26 protein-coding genes are annotated in these 24,135 nt (G+C 49.5%); 9 read left to right on the forward strand and 17 right to left on the reverse strand.

Annotation, left to right across the window (positions count from 1 at the left end; all coding sequences use genetic code 11):
• Positions 1 to 97 precede the first annotated feature (97 nt).
• Entirely contained in the window at positions 98 to 2,830 is a 2,733-nt protein-coding gene (locus FHT67_RS27420) for an alpha-mannosidase (RefSeq protein WP_132313056.1), read from the forward strand.
• Between the two features lie 72 nt (positions 2,831 to 2,902).
• Here FHT67_RS27420 and FHT67_RS27425 read toward each other — a convergent pair whose 3' ends face one another.
• Both FHT67_RS27425 and FHT67_RS27430 read right to left on the reverse strand, forming a co-directional pair.
• Positions 2,903 to 4,534, reverse strand: coding sequence for a response regulator (locus tag FHT67_RS27425; protein ID WP_132313058.1), 1,632 nt, complete (start codon positions 4,532 to 4,534; stop codon positions 2,903 to 2,905).
• A 173-nt stretch (positions 4,535 to 4,707) separates the two neighbouring features.
• Positions 4,708 to 4,941 carry an HPr family phosphocarrier protein gene (locus FHT67_RS27430; RefSeq protein ID WP_015842777.1) on the reverse strand — a complete coding sequence of 78 codons (234 nt, stop codon included), beginning with the start codon at positions 4,939 to 4,941 and terminating at the stop codon, positions 4,708 to 4,710.
• A 118-nt stretch (positions 4,942 to 5,059) separates the two neighbouring features.
• On the opposite strand from FHT67_RS27430, the gene FHT67_RS27435 reads away from it, so the two are divergent.
• A complete protein-coding gene (locus FHT67_RS27435; protein WP_132313060.1) occupies positions 5,060 to 5,494 on the forward strand; it encodes a DUF2663 family protein in 435 nt (144 codons plus the stop codon).
• Positions 5,495 to 5,537: 43 nt separating this feature from the next.
• Here FHT67_RS27435 and FHT67_RS30435 read toward each other — a convergent pair whose 3' ends face one another.
• The 6 genes from FHT67_RS30435 to FHT67_RS27460 form a co-directional block, all read right to left on the reverse strand.
• Entirely contained in the window at positions 5,538 to 5,666 is a 129-nt protein-coding gene (locus FHT67_RS30435; protein WP_279513619.1) for a hypothetical protein, read from the reverse strand.
• Positions 5,667 to 5,756: 90 nt separating this feature from the next.
• Entirely contained in the window at positions 5,757 to 6,320 is a 564-nt protein-coding gene (locus FHT67_RS27440) for a hypothetical protein (RefSeq protein WP_132313062.1), read from the reverse strand.
• 123 nt (positions 6,321 to 6,443) lie between these two features.
• The gene (locus FHT67_RS27445) at positions 6,444 to 7,382 is read right to left on the reverse strand and encodes a glycoside hydrolase family 43 protein (protein WP_132313064.1); all 939 of its coding nucleotides are present in this window, start codon (positions 7,380 to 7,382) and stop codon (positions 6,444 to 6,446) included.
• A 178-nt stretch (positions 7,383 to 7,560) separates the two neighbouring features.
• On the reverse strand, positions 7,561 to 9,735 hold the full coding sequence (gene glgP, locus FHT67_RS27450) for an alpha-glucan family phosphorylase (RefSeq protein ID WP_132313066.1): 2,175 nt from the start codon (positions 9,733 to 9,735) through the stop codon (positions 7,561 to 7,563).
• A gap of 165 nt (positions 9,736 to 9,900) precedes the next feature.
• Entirely contained in the window at positions 9,901 to 10,419 is a 519-nt protein-coding gene (gene paiA / locus FHT67_RS27455; RefSeq protein ID WP_132313068.1) for a spermidine/spermine N(1)-acetyltransferase, read from the reverse strand.
• A 108-nt stretch (positions 10,420 to 10,527) separates the two neighbouring features.
• A complete protein-coding gene (locus tag FHT67_RS27460) occupies positions 10,528 to 11,442 on the reverse strand; it encodes a DMT family transporter (protein ID WP_132313070.1) in 915 nt (304 codons plus the stop codon).
• 148 nt (positions 11,443 to 11,590) lie between these two features.
• Here FHT67_RS27460 and FHT67_RS27465 point away from each other — a divergent pair, with 148 nt between their 5' ends.
• Positions 11,591 to 12,475 (forward strand): AraC family transcriptional regulator, encoded by an 885-nt coding sequence (locus FHT67_RS27465; RefSeq protein ID WP_132313072.1) that lies wholly within the window; start codon positions 11,591 to 11,593, stop codon positions 12,473 to 12,475.
• A gap of 43 nt (positions 12,476 to 12,518) precedes the next feature.
• Here the strand turns inward: FHT67_RS27465 and FHT67_RS30440 are convergent, their stop codons facing one another.
• Positions 12,519 to 12,647: a hypothetical protein gene (locus FHT67_RS30440; RefSeq protein ID WP_279513620.1), complete on the reverse strand. Its 129-nt coding sequence runs from the start codon at positions 12,645 to 12,647 to the stop codon at positions 12,519 to 12,521.
• A 201-nt stretch (positions 12,648 to 12,848) separates the two neighbouring features.
• On the opposite strand from FHT67_RS30440, the gene FHT67_RS27470 reads away from it, so the two are divergent.
• The 3 genes from FHT67_RS27470 to FHT67_RS27480 all read left to right on the forward strand — a co-directional run bounded on the left by FHT67_RS27470 (position 12,849) and on the right by FHT67_RS27480 (position 15,275).
• Positions 12,849 to 13,517 carry an S-layer homology domain-containing protein gene (locus FHT67_RS27470; protein WP_132313074.1) on the forward strand — a complete coding sequence of 223 codons (669 nt, stop codon included), beginning with the start codon at positions 12,849 to 12,851 and terminating at the stop codon, positions 13,515 to 13,517.
• 150 nt (positions 13,518 to 13,667) lie between these two features.
• The gene (locus FHT67_RS27475) at positions 13,668 to 14,315 is read left to right on the forward strand and encodes a glycosyltransferase (RefSeq protein ID WP_207918205.1); all 648 of its coding nucleotides are present in this window, start codon (positions 13,668 to 13,670) and stop codon (positions 14,313 to 14,315) included.
• A 120-nt stretch (positions 14,316 to 14,435) separates the two neighbouring features.
• A complete protein-coding gene (locus FHT67_RS27480) occupies positions 14,436 to 15,275 on the forward strand; it encodes a DUF2935 domain-containing protein (protein ID WP_132313078.1) in 840 nt (279 codons plus the stop codon).
• Positions 15,276 to 15,305: 30 nt separating this feature from the next.
• On the opposite strand, the gene FHT67_RS30730 is transcribed toward FHT67_RS27480, so the two are convergent.
• The 5 genes from FHT67_RS30730 to trxB form a co-directional block, all read right to left on the reverse strand.
• Entirely contained in the window at positions 15,306 to 15,557 is a 252-nt protein-coding gene (locus FHT67_RS30730) for a hypothetical protein (protein ID WP_481856737.1), read from the reverse strand.
• Positions 15,558 to 15,577: 20 nt separating this feature from the next.
• Entirely contained in the window at positions 15,578 to 15,811 is a 234-nt protein-coding gene (locus FHT67_RS30735) for a P-loop nucleotide/nucleoside kinase family protein (protein WP_481856738.1), read from the reverse strand.
• Between the two features lie 112 nt (positions 15,812 to 15,923).
• Positions 15,924 to 16,382 carry a MarR family winged helix-turn-helix transcriptional regulator gene (locus tag FHT67_RS27490; RefSeq protein WP_132313080.1) on the reverse strand — a complete coding sequence of 153 codons (459 nt, stop codon included), beginning with the start codon at positions 16,380 to 16,382 and terminating at the stop codon, positions 15,924 to 15,926.
• A gap of 183 nt (positions 16,383 to 16,565) precedes the next feature.
• A complete protein-coding gene (gene tpx / locus FHT67_RS27495; protein ID WP_132313082.1) occupies positions 16,566 to 17,087 on the reverse strand; it encodes a thiol peroxidase in 522 nt (173 codons plus the stop codon).
• A gap of 52 nt (positions 17,088 to 17,139) precedes the next feature.
• On the reverse strand, positions 17,140 to 18,066 hold the full coding sequence (trxB, locus tag FHT67_RS27500) for a thioredoxin-disulfide reductase (protein ID WP_167202006.1): 927 nt from the start codon (positions 18,064 to 18,066) through the stop codon (positions 17,140 to 17,142).
• Between the two features lie 403 nt (positions 18,067 to 18,469).
• Between trxB and FHT67_RS27505 the strand changes: the two genes are divergently transcribed.
• The gene (locus tag FHT67_RS27505) at positions 18,470 to 19,333 is read left to right on the forward strand and encodes an alpha/beta fold hydrolase (RefSeq protein ID WP_132313148.1); all 864 of its coding nucleotides are present in this window, start codon (positions 18,470 to 18,472) and stop codon (positions 19,331 to 19,333) included.
• Between the two features lie 64 nt (positions 19,334 to 19,397).
• Here the strand turns inward: FHT67_RS27505 and FHT67_RS27510 are convergent, their stop codons facing one another.
• A complete protein-coding gene (locus FHT67_RS27510) occupies positions 19,398 to 19,805 on the reverse strand; it encodes a YkvA family protein (protein WP_132313086.1) in 408 nt (135 codons plus the stop codon).
• A 185-nt stretch (positions 19,806 to 19,990) separates the two neighbouring features.
• Here FHT67_RS27510 and FHT67_RS27515 point away from each other — a divergent pair, with 185 nt between their 5' ends.
• On the forward strand, positions 19,991 to 22,144 hold the full coding sequence (locus FHT67_RS27515; RefSeq protein ID WP_167201991.1) for a heavy metal translocating P-type ATPase: 2,154 nt from the start codon (positions 19,991 to 19,993) through the stop codon (positions 22,142 to 22,144).
• Between the two features lie 41 nt (positions 22,145 to 22,185).
• Here FHT67_RS27515 and FHT67_RS27520 read toward each other — a convergent pair whose 3' ends face one another.
• Together FHT67_RS27520 and FHT67_RS27525 are read right to left on the reverse strand one after the other, a co-directional pair.
• Positions 22,186 to 23,058, reverse strand: a complete 873-nt coding sequence (locus FHT67_RS27520) for an ATP-dependent DNA ligase (RefSeq protein ID WP_132313090.1) — start codon at positions 23,056 to 23,058, stop codon at positions 22,186 to 22,188.
• A 91-nt stretch (positions 23,059 to 23,149) separates the two neighbouring features.
• Positions 23,150 to 23,374: an alpha/beta-type small acid-soluble spore protein gene (locus FHT67_RS27525; RefSeq protein ID WP_132313092.1), complete on the reverse strand. Its 225-nt coding sequence runs from the start codon at positions 23,372 to 23,374 to the stop codon at positions 23,150 to 23,152.
• Positions 23,375 to 23,574: 200 nt separating this feature from the next.
• On the opposite strand from FHT67_RS27525, the gene FHT67_RS27530 reads away from it, so the two are divergent.
• A complete protein-coding gene (locus FHT67_RS27530) occupies positions 23,575 to 24,105 on the forward strand; it encodes a hypothetical protein (protein ID WP_167201992.1) in 531 nt (176 codons plus the stop codon).
• Positions 24,106 to 24,135: the final 30 nt, after the last annotated feature.

The following is a 24,135-nucleotide window of genomic DNA, read 5'->3' on the forward strand; positions in this document are numbered from 1 at the left end:
AAAGTTTGCGTTTCCCTCATTGTGACGGCATGCCCGATTCTTTACACTAGTTCCGTAATGACTAACCTTCCATGAAAAGGAGAAAAGAGGAACCATCATGCCATCTTCCAAGCGCATTGTTCATGTCATCTCTCATACCCACTGGGACCGGGAATGGTATATGCCGTACGAAGCCCATCACGTCAAGCTGATCGAGACGATGGATACGCTGCTCCGGACCTTCGAATCCGATCCGGACTTTCGCAGCTTTTATCTCGACGGGCAGACGATTGTTCTCGACGATTATTTGCAGGTGTACCCGGAGAAACGGGAGCAAATCCAGAAGCTGTGCGATGAAGGCAAGCTCTCTCTTGGCCCCTGGTATATACTGCAGGACGAATTTCTGACGAGCAGCGAAGCGAATGTGCGCAATCTTCAGATCGGCCACCGCGACGCCGCGAAATTCGGGCCGATCTCGAAGCTTGGCTATTTCCCGGATTCCTTCGGCAATATGGGGCAGGCCGCGCAGCTTCTGAAGCAGGCCGGCATGGACACCGCTGTATTTGGCAGGGGCGTCAAAGCGACCGGATTCAATAACCGGGTAGATGACTCGGGACTGGAATCTCCGTTCTCCGAGCTGGTCTGGCAGTCGCCCGACGGCTCAGCCGTGCTGGGTATCCTGTTTGCCAACTGGTATAACAACGGCATGGAAATTCCGGTTGACCCGGATCAAGCAAAGCCTTATTGGGAGCATCGCCTCGCCCGTGCCGAGCAGTTCGCGTCCACCCGGCATTTGCTTCTGATGAACGGCTGCGACCATCAGCCGGTGCAGACCAATCTGTCCGAAGCGCTTCGCGTAGCACGGGAGCTGTTCCCGGATTACGAGTTTGTTCATTCGAACTTCGACGATTACGTGCAGGCGGTTGAGAGCGAGCGGCCGGTTACGCTTAGCGTCACGCGCGGCGAGCTCCGCGGCCAGCAGACCGACGGCTGGTACTCCCTCGTGAACACCGCTTCCGCCCGCGTCTATATCAAGCAGCTGAATCAGCAGAATCAGACGCTGCTCGAAAAGGTAGCCGAGCCTCTTGCCGCTGCGGCCCATCAGCTCGGCAAGCCTTATCCGCACGGCCTGATGCAGTATGCCTGGAAAACCTTGATGCAGAACCATCCGCATGACAGCATCTGCGGCTGCAGCGTGGATGAGGTATACGATGAGATGAAGACGCGTTTCGCCAAAAGCATGGAGGTTGGCAAACGGCTGACGGAAGAAAGCGTCCGGTTCATCGCCTCCAAGATGGATACCTCCTCGTTCGCGGCGCACAGCGCGGAAGCCGTGCCTTTTGCCGTCTTTCATACAAGCGGCTACGAAGGCTCCTCCGTCGTAACGCTGGAGCTGGAATTCTCTCACCGGTTCTTCGACCAAAGCGAGGATCCCGCAGCCATCGCCGCTGAGGTAAAAGCGCGTACGCATGGCGAAGGTTATCTCATCAACACAGAAGGCACAGCGATTTCGCATTCCGCGGAAGATCTGGGCGTACGCTTCGGCTACGAGCTGCCGAGCGATAAATTCCGTCAGCCTTATATGGCCCGCGCCATTCGTTTAACCTTTGAAGCGGTGAACTTGCCTCAGCTCGGATATAAGACGTTCGCCTGGATTCCAAGCCTTGACGGTGCCGCTGGCGGAAAGGCTGGTACGGATGAAGCGAAAACCCTCCTTCGCGGCGGCCGCGTGATCGAGAACCGCCACCTGAGGCTGACCGTGGAAGACGACGGAAGCTATTCCGTCTGTCACAAGACCAGCGGCCAGATTTTCAGCGGGCTTGGCATCTATGAAGACGTGGGCGATATCGGCAACGAATATATTTTCAAACAGCCGAATGGCGATAAAGCTATTACAACCAAAGGCCTCAAAGCGGCTATTCACATCATCGAGAATACTCCGTACCGCGCGTCCATCGAGATCATCCATTCGCTCGCCATCCCGGCAAGCGCTGACGAACGGTTAGCCAGAGAGGTCGGCGAGATGGTGGAATTCCGCAACCGGAAGGCCGGACGCTCCGCCGAGCTGGTCCCGCTCGTTATCGTCACCAAGCTTAGCCTGGACCGCAACGGCAAGGGCGTACGCGTCCATGCGACAATCAACAACGGATCCAAAGATCACCGGCTGCGGGTACTCTTGCCTTCCGATGCCATAGCCTCGACGCATTTTGCCGATTCGATCTTTGAAGTGGCCGAGCGCCAGACGGCACCGTCCGCGGTATGGGAGAACCCAAGCAACTGCCAGCATTTGCAGACGTTCATCGACGTTCACGATAAAGCGAGAGGGCTGACCGCTGCGGGCAAAGGCCTGAACGAATACGAAATCCTGCAGGATGGCCGGAATACGATTGCGCTGACGCTGCTCCGCTGCGTTGGCGAGCTGGGCGACTGGGGCGTATTCCATACTCCGGATGCGCAATGCCTTGGCTCTAATGTTGCCGAATGGATGATCATCCCTTATGGCGGCGAGAGCGAGCGCTTTGACGCCTACCGAGAAGCCTACCGTTTCCCTGTACCGCTGACGACCGTTGGCGTATGCTTGCAAGAAGGCGAGCTTCCTCACGCGGAGCAATTTCTCGCCTGGAACGGAGACGGCCTTGCCTTCTCCAGCCTGAAGATCAACGAGGAGCGCGGCGACCTGATGGCCCGCTGGTACAATCTGTCGGGTAATTCCGCAGTACTTGCCGTTCAGCCGAATTCGGCGGCGGAAACCTACTTAAGCAACATTATGGAAGACGCCGCGAGCGAGCCGGAGGGCGGCAGCATTCCGGTGGAAGGCTATAAAATCGTAACGGTCGGCATCAAGTTGTAAGCCTTGTCTAGATACGGCAAAAGGCAGTTCCAAAGGGAAAGCGTTATTCACCTTGGATACTGCCTTTATGCGTTACTCGTCTATAATGCCGCGCTGCCTGCGGTATTCCTTGGGCGTGCAGCCAACCTGCTTCTTGAACAGCTTCGAGAAATGAACCGGGTCTTTATAGCCCACCTGATAAGAGATTTGGTACACCTTGTACTGGATGTCGCCAAGCATCTCCTTCGCCTTCTCGATCCGGATATCGGTCAAATATTCAAGGAACGTCTGCCGTTTCTCTTTCTTGAACAGCTTGCTGAGCCATACGGGAGTAACATGCACGGCGCTTGCCACGCTTTGCAGCGTTAAGCTCTCCGCGTAATCCCGCTGCAATATTTTCTCCGCCTCCGATATAATCTGGCTTGGCGTAGCGGAGAGACTCCGGAAATCGGCGGCGATTTCCTTCAAGCATCGTTCGGCCTGCTCCCTGAGCGACTGCAGCGTATCGTATTGCTCCAGCCGCTCCCAGAGCGCAATCGGATTGCTGCCCCATTTTTTATTCGGAATACCGGCCGCGGCGGCTTTCCTGACAATCTCGAACAGCCATTCGAAAATATGCTGCTGAATATCCCGAAGCTGCGTGAGCTGCCATGCCTGCACCATTAATTCGAACCGTTCCATGGCCGCGGTTATATCCTCGTCGGATCCGAACTTGACCAGATCCAGCACTTCTTCCGGCTCTGCCAGCTTTAGATCGGCATGCTCGTTTTCTTCGAAACCGCCTTGCAGCGTAAACACGCGGTTCCCTCCATAGACGGCCTTCTGCTCCAGAACGCTAAGCGCTTCCGTATACATCTCGTGCAGATTCTCGAAGGTGCATGGGTTGGTCCGGAGTCCAACGCTTGCCTTCACCTTCACAAAATCATTAATCCGCTTGATGCACAGATGCGCGATTCCGCTGGTCAGCTCAGCCTGCTCCGAACGCAGGCAGCTTAACAGAACAAGCCATCTGCCCGAGCTGTCCATGCAGATCGCGTAAGGATAAGGATAATCCTCCTCCAGCGTCTGATTCACGACATTGCCGATCCCGAACAAAATCAGGTCCTTCTCCTGGCCGCGCCGATTCTCAATGGCTTTCAGATCATCGGCGACAATGACCATAACCGTCATATGATCGACAGTCATCCATTCCATGTTTAACGTGGTCAGCCGGTGACGCCGTCTTGTTTCCTTATACGGGTCATGCTCCTGCTCCACCATCTCCCGAAGCAGCTCTTCGCGCATTTTCGGAATCGCAAACTTCACCTGGTTGATCAACTGCTGCTCATTATGCTGCTCGAGCCGCTTCCGCTGAATATTCTCGACCGCTTTGCGGACAATTTGCTCCAGCTCGCTTATATTGATGGGTTTAAGAATATAATCGATCGCTCCGGTCTTCATCGCCTGCTTCACCAGATCAAAATCATCGTAACCGCTCACCACAACGGCTTCCGGATGATAATCCTTTACCGGCTCCAAGGCGTTTAAAAATTCCAGCCCGGACATGCGGTTCATTTTCACATCCGTTACAACGAGGTCCGGACGTTCATCCTTCGCCAGCATCAGCGCCGTATCGCCGTCATCGGCGACCAGCACCTCTTCAATGCCGTACGTGCTCCACGGAAAGCGGTTACGTAAACCTTCGCGAATCTCGAACTCGTCATCTACGATTAATACACGCAGCATCCGCTCAACCCTTCCCCATGATCGATGTTGCAATGCGACCATTATATCCTGCTTGGCTGTATAAGCCTACCTCCATACTAAACGACCCGATTTTGGATTGCACGGGGGTAAAAGCAAACTTTATGGGGTTGTATTAAATTGTTGAGCATCGCTGGCTGCGTGTACCGGTCTTACTATCCAATGACGAGAAACGGCTCCAGCTCTTTGAAAAGCTTCTTGTAGTTCACGTCATCCGGGATGACAAGCGTTAACGGCTCGTTCAGCTTCAGGACAAACAAGCCAAGAATCGATTTGGCGTCGGCCATCCCGCTTTTGCCGTGAATCCAGATATCGAAGTCGTAACGGGATACGATATGGTTGATTTGTTCAATGTCCTTCACGTCTCTTACTTTAATCGGCGTGATCATCGGGCAAGCTCCTTCCGGCATCCAATTTTTTCTTATTAGTTGTTTGCCGGCAGACATTGCTTTATGCGTACAGGCATAACATGTATTGGACAGGTAAGTTTGAAAGGAGGGGGCTGGCATGGCTTGGCGTGAACTCGTACCAAACGATGCAAGAAAAACATTCGAAACACTCATCGACCGTAAGAAAAAGTGGGAAACGTACAAATCAAGAGCCGCTTTTTGCGCACTGCTATGCTTGTTTTGTTTTTTAATGTTTGGCATTGTCTACTTCCGCAATAACGGCACCATTCACGGCAGCTTTGCAAGTTTGTATGAGAGCATTATGAACAGTTCCTTCCTTATCTTCCTGCTCGCCGTCTTTATCGTCAGCTTTGTTTACTTGTATTGGCTGGCCAAGGAGATCGATAAAGCGAAGAAAAAGTATGAGACGCTGCGGATGGAAACCGTGGATAAATTCGATACAACCTGGCTGAAGAGCATCAACTTCGAGACAAGAAGCGAAATCTCCATCGAGATGAACAGCTACGATATTAATATCGATTATAAAGGTTAAATACAATCCCCCTGTTGCTTGCGGCAGGGGGATTGTTGCAGGGTTATTCGGATAAATCGGAGTACCAGTCCTCATAGTCATGGCCAATGTCGGCTTTTAGATAATAAAGCATGTGCAGCTTCTCATCCAGATCAAAAGAAGAATAGATGCTCCTTCCCGCAACAGTGATCATTTCTTGATACACCTTATAAAATAAACGCCACATCTCTTCCAGATCGGTTTGCCATCCTCGGTCAATAACGGAGAGAGCCTTTTGGCAACCCTAAAGTGGAATCGCTGGCTCCGGTTCCTTGTTCGTAATTCTCAAGATGTCCGCGTCAAACTTCTTATATAAATCTGCAATTTGCTGCAAGGTCAACAACATTTCAATATCGATAACTTCATCTATCGGGTTATAACTTACAGTGAACGAATGACCTTTCTCGCAAATCAAATGGACAAACTCCGCAACCTCATTAGCCGTATCCTGAAGGTATTTGGGACTGTATCTGGCTTGTTTGATTGCCACTTTATCGCCAAGCTTCACTTTTAGCTCCTTAAAGTAGTCTTTTATTTCTGCGGAATCCAACTGGTAGACCATATAGACCAGCTTTAGATTATCGTTATCGAAATAACTTACCGCTTGAGAAAAGAATCTCTCCTCAGCAGCTGCATCAGGAAAATACCTATGATAGATTTCCTCCTGGACGGGTATAACCTCTTTTTGGAAGGCTAGAACAGGGTCGTCTTTGTAAACTGCTTTCTTTGGAGATTCCGCCATAACGTTGCTGCAAGCCGTAAAAATCAGTACTCCAAGCAATATGAGTGTAAGTCTTAAACAGTTCACGATCTGCCTCCCCTTAACTCATTCAGATTAGTTGAAAATAGAGACGGTTGATAAGGGAGATTTGTTTCTTGTCCGCATTAAAAATAAAAAGACGTACGGGCGCCCCCATACGTCTTTTTTGCATTATTTCCCCGGCACCCCAAAGTCAGGCGTTCCGTCTTCCTTCCAAGTGAATGCTTGGATGCGGGCATGGCGGTTAGGATCGGAGAGCGGACTGCCGATAAGCTCTTTATAAGGCCTCGCATGATACACGATAAGATCGGTCGAGCCGTCCTCGCTTACGGTAAAGCTGTTATGCCCCGGTCCGTAATTTTCCGTTTCCTCGTTGGTCTCGAACACAGGCTCGGGATGCTTGATCCAGCTGTCCGGGTTGAGCAAATCCGCTTCCAAAGAAGCTTCCAATAAGCCCATGCAATACCGGTGATCGGTCGCGCTAGCGGAATAAGCTACGAAAATCCGCCCGTGGCGCAGCAAGACGGCCGGTCCCTCATTCACCCGGTAGCCTTGAATCTCCCAGTCGTATTCCGGCGTGGAGATTAACACTTGCGGACCTATAATCGTCCAGGGATTAGCCAGCTTGGCTATGTACAGATTGCTGTCGGATTCTTTATATTGCGCCCAGATCAGATAGCGTTCTCCGTTATGCTGGAACGTTGTCGCATCCAGGGAGAAGCTTTCGAAGTCGAGCTCGATTTTGCCTTTTTCCACCCATGTGCCCGTAATCGGATCTTCATCGCCGCACTCCAGCGCATACGGTCGAATCGCCCATTGATCCTCTGCCGTCCCCGCTGCGAAATAGATATACCATTTGCCGTCGATCGAATGCAGCTCGGGCGCCCAAATATGGCTGCCCATCTCGCCTGTTTCATGCTTCCGCCAAATGACGGTTTCCTCTGCGTGAGCAAGCTCCTCCAGCGTAGCGGCTTTGCGCAGCACAAGCCGGTCATACTCCGGTACCGAAGCGGTAAAATAGTAGAAGCCATCCGTATGCTTAAGCACATAAGGATCCGCCCGGTTTACAATCCAAGGTTTGAGATAATTGCCAGTGCCAGTATCCATCATGAATTCGTCACCTCGAGGAATGAAGTTTTTACTCCGTATGCCTGGGTACTATTATAACGGAAAACCATCTGTTGCCTCTAACCTATTCCAAACAGCCAATACCTCCACTCATCAATGGTATGAAAAAAGCCGAATCACAAAGGATCCGGCTTTTCGCGTTATTTAATAAGGCTGCCGGCTATTCCCCCCAAGCAGCAAGCTCCAGCTCGAATTCATTAGCGAAATCGGGGCTGATCGGAGTAACCCGCACGTTGACGTCGGCCTCCCAGATGTTGTCCGTCGGGATATCGGCAGAGGCTCCCTCAAAGACGTAATGTCCCTTCGCCTGCTGCCGAATTGGCTCTAGCTTCACCTTCCAGATGCCGCGATGGCCATCGGAGCCAACCGCTTCCACGCGAACATCCTCATGCCATATGTCGCCTAGCTGAATCTCGGCGCGGAAACGGTTTACCCCGTTTCCGTTGCCATTGTCTTCTTGAATATTCACGTTCCTGACCTGAACGCCCGACCACTTGCTGCGGATGAATCGCTTGTAAGCCGCTACTCTTGACGCAACCTCGAAGTTGTCCGCGGCGTACCGCTTTCCTCTCAAGCTCGTTGGCACGTACATCTTGTTCCAGTAATCGGTTACCATTCTGTGGGTGTTGTAGACCGGCGCAAGCGAGCAGATCGATTCCTTCATCAGGTTGACCCATTCCACGGGGACATTCCGATCCTCCCGCTTGTAATACAGCGGAATAATCTCTTCCTCGAGCAGCCGGTAAAGCGCTTCGGTGTCCTGCTTTGCCTGCAGCCACGGGTCGCCATCGACCGTACTCTCGATTGCCCAGCCGTTTCGCCCGTTGTAGCCCTCCACCCACCAGCCGTCCAGCACGCTGCAGTTAAGCACGCCATTCAAGGCAGCCTTTTGCCCGCTTGTGCCGCTGGCTTCCATTGGCTTCAGCGGGGTATTGAGCCATACGTCCACGCCTTGAACGAGCAGCTTTGCTTTATCCATCGCGTAGTTCTCAATCATGAACACACGGTTTTTGAACCTTTCATCCTGGGAAAGCTCTACAATTTTGCGGATCAAATCCTGCCCCGGTCCGTCCGAGGGATGCGCCTTGCCTGCGAACACAAGAACCACCGGACGATCCGGATTGCCAAGGATCCGCGCGATCCGCTCCGCGTCGTTGAAGATAAGGAGCGCCCGCTTATACGTCGCGAACCGTCTGGCAAAACCGATGATGAGCGGAACACCGTCCGAAGGGGCGATCGGCAGTCCGAAAGCTTGCAGCATCTTGGCTTTCGCCCGTTGATGCTCCTCCCACAACTCGATGCTCGGAATTTCCCGAACCGCTGCCCATGCTTCCGGCTCCGCTGCTTGCAGGGACCAGTCGGACGGGAGATATCGGTCGAACAGTTCTTTCAGGCCAGCGGCCAGCCATGTCCCCGTGTGGATGCCGTTCGTGACCGAATCGACGGGGATATCCTTTGCCGGAATATACGGCATCCACCTGTGGAACATTTCCCGGGTCACTTCACCGTGCAGCTTGCTTACCCCGTTTACTTTCGAGGACGCGCTGACGGCAAGGCGCGTCATGTTGAACACGCCGTTCATGCGGCCAAGCGCTAACACCCGATCCCTATCCGCTCCCAGCTGCCAGTAGAAATCGCCAAAAAAACGGTCCATCATCTCAACGGAGAACACGTCGTGCCCCGCCGGAACCGGCGTATGCGTCGTGAAGACGGTGCTTGCCTTAACGGCTTCAAGCGCCGTCTCGAAAGGCACGCCTTCGGCGGACAGCATGCGGATGCGTTCCAGGGCAAGAAAAGCGCAATGCCCTTCGTTCATATGCCACACTTCTGGCTGAATACCCAGCGCGGCAAGCAATCTCGTGCCGCCGATGCCGAGGAGAATCTCCTGGCTGATGCGAATATCTTGCGCCCCGGGATACAACGTGTCAGTTAAGCGGCGCTCCGCCTCGCCGTTTGATTCAACGTCGGTATTGAGCAGGTACAGAGTGACAGAGCCTACCTGCACGGAGAACGCTTTCGCATAAACCTTTCTGCCTTCCAGCGGAACCTCGATAATAACAGGATGACCATTGCCGTCCCGCACGAGTTCAACCGGATAAACACTCGCCTCCAGATCGACCTCGGGATACCAATGGTGCTGCGAGCCGCCCTCGTCAATATGCTGCTGGAAATAGCCTTTACCGTAAAATATGCCTACGCCCGTAAGCGGAATATTCAAGTCTGCTGCCGCCTTGATATGGTCGCCAGCCAATATGCCAAGGCCACCCGAATAAATCGGTAGGGATTCATCAAGTCCAAACTCCGCCGAGAAATACGCAATCTTGCTGTTTTGCATGTTTCCACCTCGTTTTTCGCCAATTTGCGCCATGAAAGCGCCACAAAAACTTGATGCCTTACTACTATATGCCGATTTATGGTACTCGTGCCTATACATTTTGTTGAGAGCAGCGCAACAAAAAAGCAGCCAATCATTCAGATTAGCCGCTCCGGGGAATAAAGGTTATGTCAACGTCTTGCTCATAATAAAATCAATCTGCTCCTCATCGCCCATATAAAACGAGTGGGCCCCCGTCTGAACGAATCCCGCCTTCCGGTAAAACGCAATGGCGCTTTCGTTCCTCTCCCAAACCCCTAGCCAGATCTTTTTTTTGTGATGACCGATAGCGATTTCCAATGCCTTGTCAAAAAGATGCTTGCCCAGCCCTTGTCTCTGGAAGCCGGAACGAATATAGATCCTTTCGATCTCAAGCGCTTCTTCCCCCATCTTTTCCGTTTGGGCATCATCTACGTTTACCTTTAAATAACCGGCAGCTTCTTCATCGCAAACAATGAAATAAAATTCCGAAGACGGATTGGACCATTCCTCTTCCAGCTTCTCCGCGTTAAAGGCCCGTTCCAAATAAGCCTTCATTTGATCAGGCGAATTCTGGTCCTTGAATGTATCATAGAAGGTTTCAATGCTTATCTGTTGAAGTAACGGCAGATCTTCACGGTCGCATTTATGAATGGTGACAGTCATTTGAGCATGGCTCCTTTAAGGATGAAGGCCTATTACAGCCCTTTTGTTATCCTAAATATTATCGAAATTTTGTTGCATTTGCAACAAAATTGGAGCCTGATCCGACTCTCATCCATGGCTGCCTACTTTCCGCCCGCCAATCCATGACTTTGACCAGAAGTACATGCCCATGCCGAATAAGGTGATCATGCCGCCTGCAAGCTGAAATAAAGAAATATTTTCTCCCAGCAGCAGATACGCGAGAATAATGGCAAGTACCGGCTCTCCAATAATACCTACCGAGACGGTAGTCGCCCCGATGGATTTTAACAGCACATTAAATAACAATTGCCCAAAAATAGTCGGGATAATCGATAGCAGCAAGAAGTAAATCCAATCGGACGGGTTATAATCCGTGAAAGAGCAGCCGTTCAGCAAATTATGGATAAGCAGCACGATGCCGCCGATGAAAAACACGATAATGCTGTAGACATTGGCATTGATTTTGCTGCTTACTTTCTGCCCCGCCAGCAAGTAGCCGGACACGGCTAGCGTGCCGATTAACGATAAACCGTCTCCAAGCAACGCTTCTTTCGATACGCCTATATCGCCCCAAGCGATGAGGATCGAACCGCAGAGAGCCGCAATCAAGCAAGATACCGTAAGTACGTTAGCCATCTCCTTAAACAATAAGTATGAACCGATCATAACAAACAGCGGCTGTAAAGCCAGGATGACCATGGAACTTGCGACCGAGGTATGCACCAGGGATTCCATCCAGAACAAAAAGTGAAGACCCAATAATAAGCCAGCCAGGATCACGATACTCCAATCTTTCTTGTTCAGCTTTATGGATCGAAGCTGCCTCCATGGCACAAAAGGCAGCATGATGACAACGGTAATAAACAAGCGGTACATCCCCGCCACGGAGGTTGGCGTATCCGAAAATTTGATTAAGATTGAGGATACCGAAACAGACAAAATACTGATAAATAACAAAATAAACGGATGGGAAGGCAAAGAAGATTTCGATAATTTACGCATGGTTCCTCCAAGCATATAGACAATAACCCGTGCACGGGAATTGTAAGGGTAAGCCTAAGCTGGATATAATAATATCATCGCGGTTGTTTATTTAGTGTAATAATATCCTTCATTTATATCGAAATATCGTCAACTAAGGAGCATAGCTATGGGGAAACAACTGTACGAGGCGATACGATTTCCGGATGAGACCTTTCCGTACATCATGTATACGCATACGATCCACCGCTCGATTCCCGAAGGCAGGGGTTTTAACGATCTGCACTGGCATGAAGAATTGCAAATCACGTTAGCGACCAAAGGGAATTTAACGATCCAGATTAACGGAATCGACTATCATTTACGTACGGGCCAGGCAATTTTTATCAACAAAAGCGTCCTTCACGTCGTGACTCACCTGACCGCCGAAGGCGAGTACGTCAGCTTTAACTTCCCGGAGAAACTGCTTGCCTTCTATTCCGATAGCGCCATGGAAAAAAACTACGTCCTTCCTTTTACCAACTCTTATCTGTTATCCTTCGAGATTAAAGGCGATACGGAGTGGCAAAAGCAAATTCTGCACATTCTCTGGGCCATGAAAACGGAATTCGAGATCAAAAAAAGCTGGGGATGGCAGTATGGGATATCGATCAGAACCGTTCAGTTATGGTTGATTCTCATCTCGAATATATCGCTGCCGTCGGAAGCATCCTCCAAGCGTAACCGGCTGAAGCAAGAGAGGCTCCAGCTCATGCTTAGCTTTATTCATCAGAACTATTCCAACCCGATAACGTTGAAAGAGATTGCCGATGCCGCGCATTTAAGCGTGTCGGAGTGTACGCGCAGCTTTAAAACCAGCATTCATATGACTCCTTACTCGTACCTCATGAAGTACCGGATTAACAAAAGCTGCGAGCTGCTGCAGTCGACGGAATATACGATAACCGAAATCGCCAGCAAAGTTGGCTTCAATCATGTGAACCATTATATCCAGGCCTTCAAAAAGGATCGCGAGCTTACGCCTAAAGAATTCCGTAAAAACAGAACGGAGTAGCAAAGCATAATAAAACCGCCAAGCCTTGGCGGTTTTTCCTTGTCTATTTGTCCTGCAAAGTCAGGTAAGCCAATTCCGCTTCGGTAAAACGAATCTCATCGGCTTTTAAGGAATCCTCCAGCTGCTCACGGTAATGCCTTTCTCCGCCGCGAGTGTACGGATGCGATCCCATTTATTCCGGTTGATCTCTCAATAAACAATCATCACAGACCTCCATCTCCACTTCACCCCATGTAGGGAGGCCAGCTGCTCCCAATCGTTTATTAACGTATTGTTAAGTTTATAAAAAAAGGTAAGTAGTGTTGCAACCTTTCTTGGAATAGCCCGTCTATGAGGAAGGAACGTTCCAAAAACTTGATGAGGTGATTCCAGCATGACGAAAAAATTCAAATTCGTTACTTTAGCAGCTACCGCCGTACTTACCCTGTCCATTGCAGGACAGAGCTTTGCGGCAACCAATCCGTTCTCGGATATTGCCAATGTACCTGCTAAGGATAAAATTACGGCTTTGCAAAATAAAGGCCTGGTGCAAGGCGTTGGCGAGGACCGCTATTTCCCGGATGCAACGCTAACTGCAGCACAAGGTATTCAGCTTATTGTCAATGCTCTTGATTTGAACATCGATACGCTTCGTTTCTTCAAAGAGCCTCATGCTACGGACTATTTCCCGAAAGCGGACGATAATGCCTGGTATGCGGATGCGCTTATCATTGCGGCAAACAATAACATTGGCTTGCCGAACGATCTGGATCCTAACAAAACATGGACCAAAGAAGAATTCACTCACCAGCTTATCCTTGCCATTGAGCAGCATAGCAATCTGCCGATGATTAAGATTGCTCCGGTGGAATTTAGCGACCAAGACGAGGTATCCATCGCGTACGACGGTTCCATCCAAAGGGCGCTTGTTCTGAAAATCGCCGAGCTTGACCAGGATGGCAACTTCAATCCTACTGACGATATTACCCGCGCGGATGCAGCCGTACTCATTTACAATGCGCTTGCTTATATCGGTGAAGCTCCCGCTCCATCGGCTGAATAATGGTTGAAGAAGAACAGCTGGCCATCTGGCCAGCTGTTTTTGTGTTGCTCCTTTTTGTAGGATACCCTGTGCATAAGGCCGGATAAATTATCCATAATAATACATGCAATATGATTTAATTATGCATAAGGATAAGAGGAGCAGATAAACGTGAAAATCAAATGGATGCTGGCCTTACTTTTAACCTTTGGGCTCGTTATTAGCTTGAGTCCGGCAGGTATATCCGCTCAGGGCGCTAAGGAACGGAAAGCGGAATGCATAACTCCGCAAATGGTCCAATTAAAAACGGATATGCAGAGGGTTTGGATCGACCATACGATTTGGACGAGAAGCTATATCGTAAGCGCGATATCGAATCGTTACGATCAGCAGGACGTTTTAGACCGGCTTTTAAGAAACCAACAGGACATAGGCAATGTGATTAAGCCCTACTATGGGGAAGCTGCCGGGAATAAGCTTGCTGACATATTGAGAGAACATATTATGATCGCAGCAAAAATCGTAGCGGCTGCCAAAGCCAACAAACAAGACGAAGTGAAGAAGTTAGAGGCGGATTGGCATAAAAACGCGGATGATATCGCCGCATTTTTAAGCTCCGCAAATCCGAACTGGTCGTTCAAAACCCTGCAAGATATGCTGTACACTCACCTTCAGCTTATTACGGAGATCGTGCTGGACTGTATTAAGGGAGATTGGAAAGCAGATATTGCAGCCACGGATAAGAATGAAACACATATGATCCATCTGGCGGACATACTGACGGAAGGCATTATCAAGCAGTTCCCGGATAAGTTTTAGATGATTGAAATTAATATTTTGTACGAAGAGGCTCCTTCATCTTGGAGCCTCTTTTTATATTTCCAAACTTTACAGTTATCGGACAATGCCTGCCTATCATAGGCTTCATAAGCTGCAAATATGGGAGGGTGGTTACAATTGAATGGATTTGTAACGCGTTCGCTAGATGAGGTTCGATTCTGGTCCAGAATTATGAAAGAGCATTCGCTTTTCTTAAAACTCGGATTTCGCTGCGATGACACCCAGCTCATTCAAGAGGCTAACGGATATTACTCCGTGTTTGAACAGATTGAAACCAAAGCGCATCAATATAATGCTAACACTGACCCTCAAACCATTAGGGCATTTAATGCAGAGGTCTATAATGCAGCCGTTCATATATATGTTTTTAAACGCAAGGTGCTTGGTTTAATCATTAACTGCAAGCTCCCTGGCGCAAACAACTTCCCTCTCTTGGTAGATCATACCAGCAGAGAAGCCAACTACTTTAGAAACCGTCTCGCCGAACTAAATAACGGTCAGTTGGAACCGCTGCATGATGCTATTATCGATGAGAATGTATTCTTCTTGAAAATCATGGCTGACCACGCCAAATTCATAGGGCATTTACTTGATCCTTCAGAACGGAAATTAGTCGAGCAAGCACGGGAATTTAGCAATGATTTTGATACCTTGCTTTGGCAGGCTCAGGATTTAAGCTCCATGAGACCCCAGTCACAAACCCAACCCTTATTGACTCAATTTTTGGATCAGAATCGTGTTTCCGTTGTCAGCCTTCGTGATTTTAAGAAGACGGCCCGGGATCTTATCGAGGCTTGCCGCATTAAGAGTATCATTCATCCTTTGCTTGCCGATCATGTTTATAGGGAAGCCGAGCGCTTCCTGGAAATTATCGATATGTTCGAAAATCATTTGAAAGGGAATAGGCCGCCGGATTTTGATTATCATTCATTGCATTGAGCTTCCTTTAGTTATTTGAACAACAGCCGGTCACTGTGACCGGCTGTTGTTTAACTGTTCATATAATGTCTCTAAGCTTTCGGAAACCGTTTGATGAGCGGTGTCAATGACGATATGATGTCGGTCCCAAGGGTCGTACTGCCGGTTCCTGACCTGCTCCCATGCAGGTAGAACAAAGCCGGGAATATCGGCTTCGCGCGTTTCGACTCGATGCCTGTGTTCGCGTTCGTCGGAGCAGACCACTTCGATTTCCACAAACGGAGTATCAAGAGATTCCGCCACGTTGCGCCAAGCCTCGCGCGTTATTTGATGGGATTGACCGTATCCGCTATCACGTCAAGACCCAACCGGAGATTCTGCGATGCAATCGCATAACACACCATGTAACCCTGAGGTCCATCGACGAGCATTCCCGCTTCCCGCATAGCCTGCTCCACGACATCTACCCGGAGATACGCAGCCCGCTGCTCCCTGGCCAAAGCCGACGATAAAGTTGTCTTCCCGGCGCCCGGCAGCCCGCTAAATATGTAAAGCATATAACTCCCCTCCTTCACTTATGTCGAAAAAGATAGACACAAAAATCCCTCCGGTCGACAAAGCCGTGTTCAGGTTTGCCCAACCTGACCGCGCTGTCTTCCGCGAGGGATTTTATTTTGCCGATGAGCTTTCGTTAATCTGATGAAGCAGCTTCTGGATCGCTCCGTTCAATACGCCGATTTCCGCTTCGGACATCCCGCTCGCTTCAAGAAGCGACATCGGCACGCACATCGATTGATCCTTAAGCGCAATTCCTTTGTCGGTAATCCGGATATGCAGGACCCGCTCGTCTTCCTTCGAACGTTCCCGCCGGACAAGTCCCGCAGCTTCCATTCGTTTCAGCATCGGCGTCAGCGTACCGGAATCCAAGACCAATTGCTCGCTAATATCTTTGACCGACATCGTCTCATGCTCCCATAACGCAAGCAGCACCAGGTATTGAGGGTAAGTTAAGTCCAAATCGTCCAGCAGCGGACGGTACATCCGGAAAATAGCTCTCGAGCACGCATATAACGAAAAACATAAATGGGCATCCAAAGGTATATGAGGTCCTTGATTATCTTGTTTCATCGGTCATCCCTCCTCTAACGTTTCCTCGTTCTTCGACAGTCTGTCGCCCTTCATATTACATCCCTTTTTCCAAAAAAACAATGCAGCGCTAAGCTGCAAGACGGATACTGCTTAACCATGACAGAAAAGCCCTTTGAGCGAATGCCGGTCAAAGGGCTCTGCATCTTCCTGCGGATTGGCCGCTTACCGAGCCAGCTCGCGCAGCGCAGCAAGAGCGGCATCGTAATTCGGATGATCCGACATCTCACCCAAATACTCCACATAGCGGATCGTATCGTCGGCGTCGACGATAAAGATGGCGCGTTGATCCAGCTGCAGTTCTTTGATCAGCACGCCATACGCCTCGCCGAAGCTGCGGTGTTTATAATCCGACAAAGTGATCACGCGCTCGATGCCGGCAGTTGCGCAAAACCGGCTTTGCGCGAACGGCAAGTCAACCGAGATCGTCAATACGACCACGCCATCGCCCAGCTTCGACGCCTCTTGATTGAACCGGCGCGTTTGCGCGTCGCAAACGTCGGTGTCCAGCGAAGGCACGACGGAAATAAGCTTGATGTGGCCTGTATAGTCGGAGAGGCTTGCTTCGGTCATAAGATCTTTATTAATGGTGAACGCGGGAGCCTTGTCCCCGACCTTCAACTCCGGACCTACCAGCGTAATCGGTTGTCCGCCTACGGTTGCTTTACCTGTGCGTTCTTGTGTCATGAGAAATAACCTCCATTAGATCATTTTTTTAATGTGCTGTTATAAGTTTGAATTAGTGCTGCTCAAACAAGAAGCTTTCGCAATCCAACGCCGCTTTGCAGCCGCTGCCCGCTGACGTGATCGCCTGACGGTAGATCGGATCCATAACGTCTCCGCAGGCGAATATGCCGGGAACGTTCGTGCGGGAAGTTCCCGGAACGACTTCCACGTAGCCTTGCTCGTCGGTTTGGATCTGCCCGCCTAAGAACGCGGTGTTCGGACGATGCCCGATTGCAAGGAAGATTCCGTCGGTTTCCAGCACCTCTTCCTCACCCGTCGCGTTGTTGCGAACTTTGAGAGCGGTCACCCCTTTGTCGCCGGACAATACCTCCAGCGGGGTCGCGTTAAGGCTCCATGAGATTTTGGCGTTTCCGCGCGCGCGATCCTGCATGATCTGGGAAGCCCGAAGATCCTCTCTGCGATGCACGACGCGAACCTCGGAAGCGAATCGCGTTAAGAACAACGCCTCCTCCATCGCGGTGTCGCCGCCGCCGATGACGATAATTTTTTTGTTGCGGAAAAAGAATCCGTCGCAGGTTGCGCATGTGCTAACCCCTTGGCCGATATTTTCGACTTCGCCGGGAATGCCAACCATTTTCGCGGAAGCGCCGGTCGATAGGATTACCGCGTCCGCCGTTATTTCGGTGCCGCCTTCCAGGTATAACGTGAACGGACGTTTCGAGGCATCCACGCGGGTTACGAAGCCGGATTGAAATCTCGCGCCGAATCGCTCGGCTTGCTTACGCATATTATCCATGAGCTCCGGTCCCGTGATTCCGTCGGGAAAACCGGGGAAGTTCTCGACCTCCGTCGTTGTTGTTAATTGTCCGCCCGGCTGCGATCCTTCGATAATAAGCGGAGAAAGGTTCGCCCTAGCCAAGTAAATCGCTGCCGTTAGTCCCGCAGGACCTGTTCCGATAATAACCGTTTGTTGATGCATCATGTATTCCTCCTCATTTTCATTTGCCAGCAAATTATTTGCGCACAAATCTTATGAACCAATCATACTCATTCCGAATTATTTTGTCAACAAATTAATTTTAAACAACTTAAATTCGAATGCAGCCCAACTGCTCAAATATCCATATTTTTATCCCTACATTAAAGTGCTTTATCGGCAAAACTTTTTAATTTAATTTGTTGACAAATGATTTGTATGCAAATAATATGAAGGAGCAAACAAACCAAAACTTACCACGGCAAGGAGGCGCAATTTTTCGGTTCGTACAATCCACATTTCTAAGGAGGAAATTATGATGAAAAGGCTAACAAGCAATAAGGTATTAACACTGTCGCTCGCAATTGCGCTTATCGGTACGGGAACGGGAATCGGAGCCAGCCTCATGAAACCGCATGTCGCGGAAGCGCAGCATTATTCGTCCGGTGTCGTAAATACGGGCAGCGGCCATTATGTAACGGTTGGCAGCAACGTGAAGCTGTACGTCGAAGACGTAGGCGAAGGTAAACCCGTTGTCTTCATTCACGGATGGCCGGCCAATCACGAAATGTACGAATACCAGCAAACCGAGCTGCCTGAAAAAGGCATTCGATTCATCGGAATCGACCTGCGCGGTTTCGGTAAATCCGATCATCCTTACGATGGTTACGATATGGATACCTTCGCGGACGACGTGCGCCAGGTTATCGACAAGCTGGAATTAAAGGACGTAACGCTTGCCGGCTTCTCGATGGGCGGTACGGTTGCGACAAATTACATGATTAGACATAAAGGACATGCGGTGTCCAAGCTGATGCTGTTCGGAGCCGCTTCCCCCAGCTGGAGCCAGCGCGAAGGCTATCCATACGGCATTATGCGGAAGGATATCGATAACATCGTAGCCAATCTGAAGGCGGATCGCCCGAACATGCTGAAAAGCTTCGGCGACGACTTCTTCTACAAGCAGCCAAGTCCGGCATTCCGGGCATGGTTTGATCAAATGGGTCAATCTTCGGATGCCCGCGCGACGATCGAAAGCATTCAATCGGTCGCCGAAACGGATCTGCGCGCCGGCTTGAAAACAATCAGCGTACCTACCCTTATCTTGCACGGCGTTCACGATAACGCGGTCCCGTTCGCCATCGCGGAACAGCTGCATAAGGGCATTCGGAACTCTACGCTTGTTCCGTTCCAAAACAGCGGCCACGGTCTCTTCTACGAAGAAAAAGACAAATTCAACGAGGAAATCGTCAAATTCGTTAATCCATAATGAACAATGGAACAACCCGCCGGCTAGCCGGCGGGTTGTTTGCAGTTTCCGATATCTATTTACATTAATTCAAAATATACCAGCCGCACAACGCGGCTAATACAACCCAAACGGCTATGATAAGCGTGCCTGTAAGCCAATTCCTCGGTTTGCCTAATTTTCTTTGCTCCTCTGCCTTGGCACGGTATTCCTCAAGCACTTCTTTGGGAAACAGCCGCAGTGCGATATAGATGCCTAGCGGAACAAGAACGATATCATCCAGATATCCGAGAACGGGTATAAAATCCGGAATCAAATCAACAGGGCTAAAGGCATACGCAACAACGCAAATCGCAACTATCTTCGCAAATAACGGTACTCGGGGGTCCCGATAGGCTAAATACATGACCATGAGGTTTGCTTTCAGCTTCTTCGCCATCGCCTTCCATTTATAAAGCAGGGGCTGCTTTGTTTCATTCGTTTTAGCGTCCATTGTCCAATCATCCTTTTTTGCATGTCCTCCTGATCGTGGATTTCTAACCAAAGGATCTGTTTATTCATTATAACCTTCAATTCCAGAAGCAGCTTTCCTTCTTTTGGGCAAAATAGGTTTGACAATTCCCGCCACGCAACATAATATATGAGCAAGTATTCATATAAAGAAGGAAGGAAGTTCTTATGAATGAATACCGCATTAAAGGACTGTCCTGCGCCGGCTGCGCGCAAAGAATCGAAAAGGAGATCAAGCAGCTTGATCACGGTGAAGACGCGACTCTCAGCTACAACTCAGGCAAGCTGAAGATTAGTCCGGAGATCTCAATGCCTGAGGTTAATCGCATTCTTAAATCTGATGGAGCCTATGTCTCCGAGCAGCTAAATAGGCAAGCGGATAGCCATGCGCACAGTCGCGATAGTCATAACCACAGTCATGGCGATCATAATCATGAGCATGGCGATCATAATCATGAGCATGGCGATGGCAACCAAACGTTAAAGCTCCTTATTGCCTCCGGAATTCTTTATGCAGCGGCAATCTTGTTGGATGGTGTTCTGCCGAAATGGCCTGTTATTATCCTTTATTTCATTGCCGCCGTTATAAGCGGATATCCCACTTTTTTTCGCGGATTAAAAAACCTGATCAAGCTTACCTTTAATATTGATACGCTCATGACCATCGCATTAGTTGGCGCGGTTGCGATTGGCGAGTGGAGAGAGGCTACGCTAGTTGCGATCTTATTCGGCTTGAACGAACTCCTTGAAGGCTACGGCATGGAAAAAGCCCGGCAATCGATGGAAGCTTTGCTGCAAGTGGCCCCTAGGGAAGCCATAAGGCTCGAGAATGGTCAAGAAAGCGTTGTCCCTATTGCCTCCTTGCAGGCTGGCGATCTGGTAAAGATTAAACCCGGCGCAAAAATTCCGTCCGATGGCATAGTAGTAGAAGGGAAAAGCTCGGTTAACGAAGCTGCTATTACGGGCGAGTCGCTGCCGATCGAGAAGGAGACCGGCAAACCTGTTTTTGGCGGCAGTATTAACAACGAAGGCTTGCTTATCGTAAAGATCGAAAAGGCCTATAACGATTCGTCCTTGGCGAAGATTCTTCATCTCGTTCAAGAAGCGCAGGAAACAAAAACCCCTACGGAATTGTTTATCAATAAATTTGCCAAATTCTATACGCCCCTTATTATGATCGTTGCGGCGCTGGTAACCGTGGTCCCTCCTCTTCTTTTTCATGGAAGCTGGATCGCATGGCTGTATCAGGGACTGTCGGTCTTAATCGTTGGCTGTCCCTGCGCGCTAATCTTATCCTCGCCGATCGCGATTGTTTCCGGCATTACGCGTACGGCAAAAAACGGTATTCTCGTTAAAGGCGGCGTTTTTCTGGAGCAGCTTGGCAAGATCGATACCCTTGCGTTTGACAAAACCGGTACGTTAACGAAAGGCGAGCCGCATGTCGAGCAATTAGAGATTTTTGATGAGGACCGTTTCTTGACCGTAGCAGGTGCTATCGAAAAGTCCTCTTCTCACCCGCTGGCCAAGGCAATCATGAAGGAATTGGCCGATAGAAACATTACGGCTCCCGACCCTGACGAGATTGAAACGATGACCGGCCGCGGAGTAAAAGCAAAAGTGAATGGCGAGTCTTATTGGCTCGGGAATGAAAAAAGCATGGAGCATATCGCGATACCCGAGTCTGTTCAAAAACAAATCAATCTCTTTAAAGAAAATGGTTTAACGCTTGTTGCGGTGGCAGATGAACAACGAATACTCGGGATATTCGGAATTGCGGACGAGATCCGTCAGGAAAGCAAAACGGTTATTGCCGCCCTGCACAGACTCGGAATCAGGAAGACGGTTATGCTTACCGGAGATCATCGGAAAACAGCGGAAAAGGTTGCTTCGGCGGTTGGCGTCACAAGTTTCTACGGGGGATTGCTTCCGGAAGACAAAGTCCATCGCATCAAGGAGCTGTCCTCAAAGGGAGTCGTGGCCATGATCGGGGATGGGATCAACGATGCCCCTGCTCTAGCTTCCGCCCAGCTTGGCATTGCCATGGGGAAAGGCACGGACAGCGCCATCGAGACGGCAGATATTGTACTGATGCAGGATCACTTAGGCAAGCTGCCGGCTGCCGTTACGGTCGCCAAGCGCGTTAACTATATTATTCGCTTCAACATTATCGTTGCCCTCGGCTTGAAAATCATTGCGTTATTGCTCACCATCCCGGGCTGGTTGACCTTATGGATCGCCATCCTCTCGGATATGGGCGCCACCATATTTGTTACGCTTGTAAGCTTGACCATACTCATTGAAGGCAGGAAAGCAAAGCTCTAACCACGCATGCACAGCAAAAAGCCTCCAAGATACCATCTATCTTAGAGGCTTTTTATCTTTTCTCCGGTAAATTCCACATATTCGGGGGTCCGAAGCATATGATTGGCGGTCCAGTCACGGAACCTTATCCTTACCTTAAGTACGGGTTTTACATATACAAAGTGTTTGTCCTGCCCGGTAACAAGCGATTGAGCCAGTTTGTAAAAGACTTTCCTGTCCTCCGTCGGAATCGTCTCTTCAATACAGCCGACCGTTTTTCCTTCATGCTCGACGAGCCAGCCGAATTGTTTGCGCCTGTAAGCGCTGATGGAAACCTCAAGGTATCGATAGTGAAGGACCTTGAGCCAATTCTCGGACTTTTTGCCCACGTACTTCGAGTTCTTCTTCTTTGCCACCATGCCTTCCAGACCTTTGTCCTCCATTACTTTGAACAACGCTCTGCCCCGGTTCTCAATCGACATGGTTGCATGGTAATAAATGCTTGGTTGCAGGATCTTGGCCAAAATCTCTTTTCGTTTCACAAGAGGCAGATGAGCCAAGCTTTTTCCGTTCAGATACAAAATGTCAAAGACGTAATAATGCACGGGACGAGTTCGGGACGCTTCCTTTATTTTGGTTGCTTTGCCAATCCGGAATCTTTGTATAAGTTCATCGAAATCATTCGTTCCGTCTTCCCTGAGCCGTATAACCTCTCCGTCGAAAACGACATCCATACCGCTGTCCACCGGAACATTAAACAGCTCGGGGTACTGTCTTGTCACTTCATTGTTATTCCTGGTGTACATATTCACTTGGCCGTTAATAAAAGAAACCATTAGCCGATGACCGTTCAATTTGGGCTCGAATAAATACTCCTCCGAGTCGAAGGGCTCCTCGGCTTTCATAGGCAGCATAGGCGAGATGAACATAAACATTCCCCTCTCATCTCACCATTATATCATCGCCCTTTACTGCTAGCCGATGGTAAGTGATGCGCGAGATGGAGGGGAATGACTGTGTTGCTTGCTATCTTCTTGTATTGGAGAATTGTGCTCCGCTTAAAGTTTGTTCTGCCATCTGAACAAGACGTCTCGTAATGTTGCCGCCAATTGTACCCGCTTCGCGAGTCATCAGATTGCCGTTGTAACCTTCGGAGAGCGGAATGCCGTGCTCAGTAGCAATTTCGTATTTCATGCGGTTCAAAGCTTCTTTCGCTTGCGGTACAACTAAATTGTTGGATTGGTTAGCCATAATAGTCAACTCCTTCTTGGATGTGAGGTTATTTTGTGGAATGGATGGAAATTTATGCGTTGTAAAATAAAATATTTTTTTAAATAAACTAGCTGTTTGAGTTTACCGTTTTCGCAACATCTACTCGCCCATTTTATAGGGATAAGTGCCCCTTTTTCGTTCAAAGCATATTGTAGTGTATAATTAAAAGGAGGCGCACCATGATAAGCAATCAACCTTATACGCCACAATCGGCTGTTAAGCCCGATTATTACCAACAGATGAAATCAAGTCCGAATCAGGCCAACTGGGGACCACAAGTGATGCAATCAAGCCCGAATCAGGCCAATTGGAGTCCTCAAATGCAATCAAGTCCAAGCCAGTCCAATTGGGGACCTCAAGCCATTCATGAACAGCCTGTTCTCCCTTCTCATCATTACGACGTTGATTCTAATCACATGCATCACTTTCCTTACATGTACGACGACTTCCACTACATGCATTATTACCATCCCATGATGCATGACTATTATCCGATGATGCATGACTATCATCCGATGATGCATGACTATCATCCGATGATGCATGAAATGTGGGATGACCACATGCACTACGATCATCATCACGATGGATGGGAGCTCGAAACATTAGATTATCATCATGCTTGGTTCCATCCTATAATGCATGTGCATCATCATCTGCATCACCCAGTCGGTGAGTTCCAGAAGAAGACAGCAGTTCACCAGCCTTAAGGTTAAAAATTATAAAAGGCAGATTGAATG

The organism is Paenibacillus sp. BK720 (assembly GCF_011761545.1).
In the GTDB taxonomy this organism is placed as follows: domain Bacteria; phylum Bacillota; class Bacilli; order Paenibacillales; family Paenibacillaceae; genus Pristimantibacillus.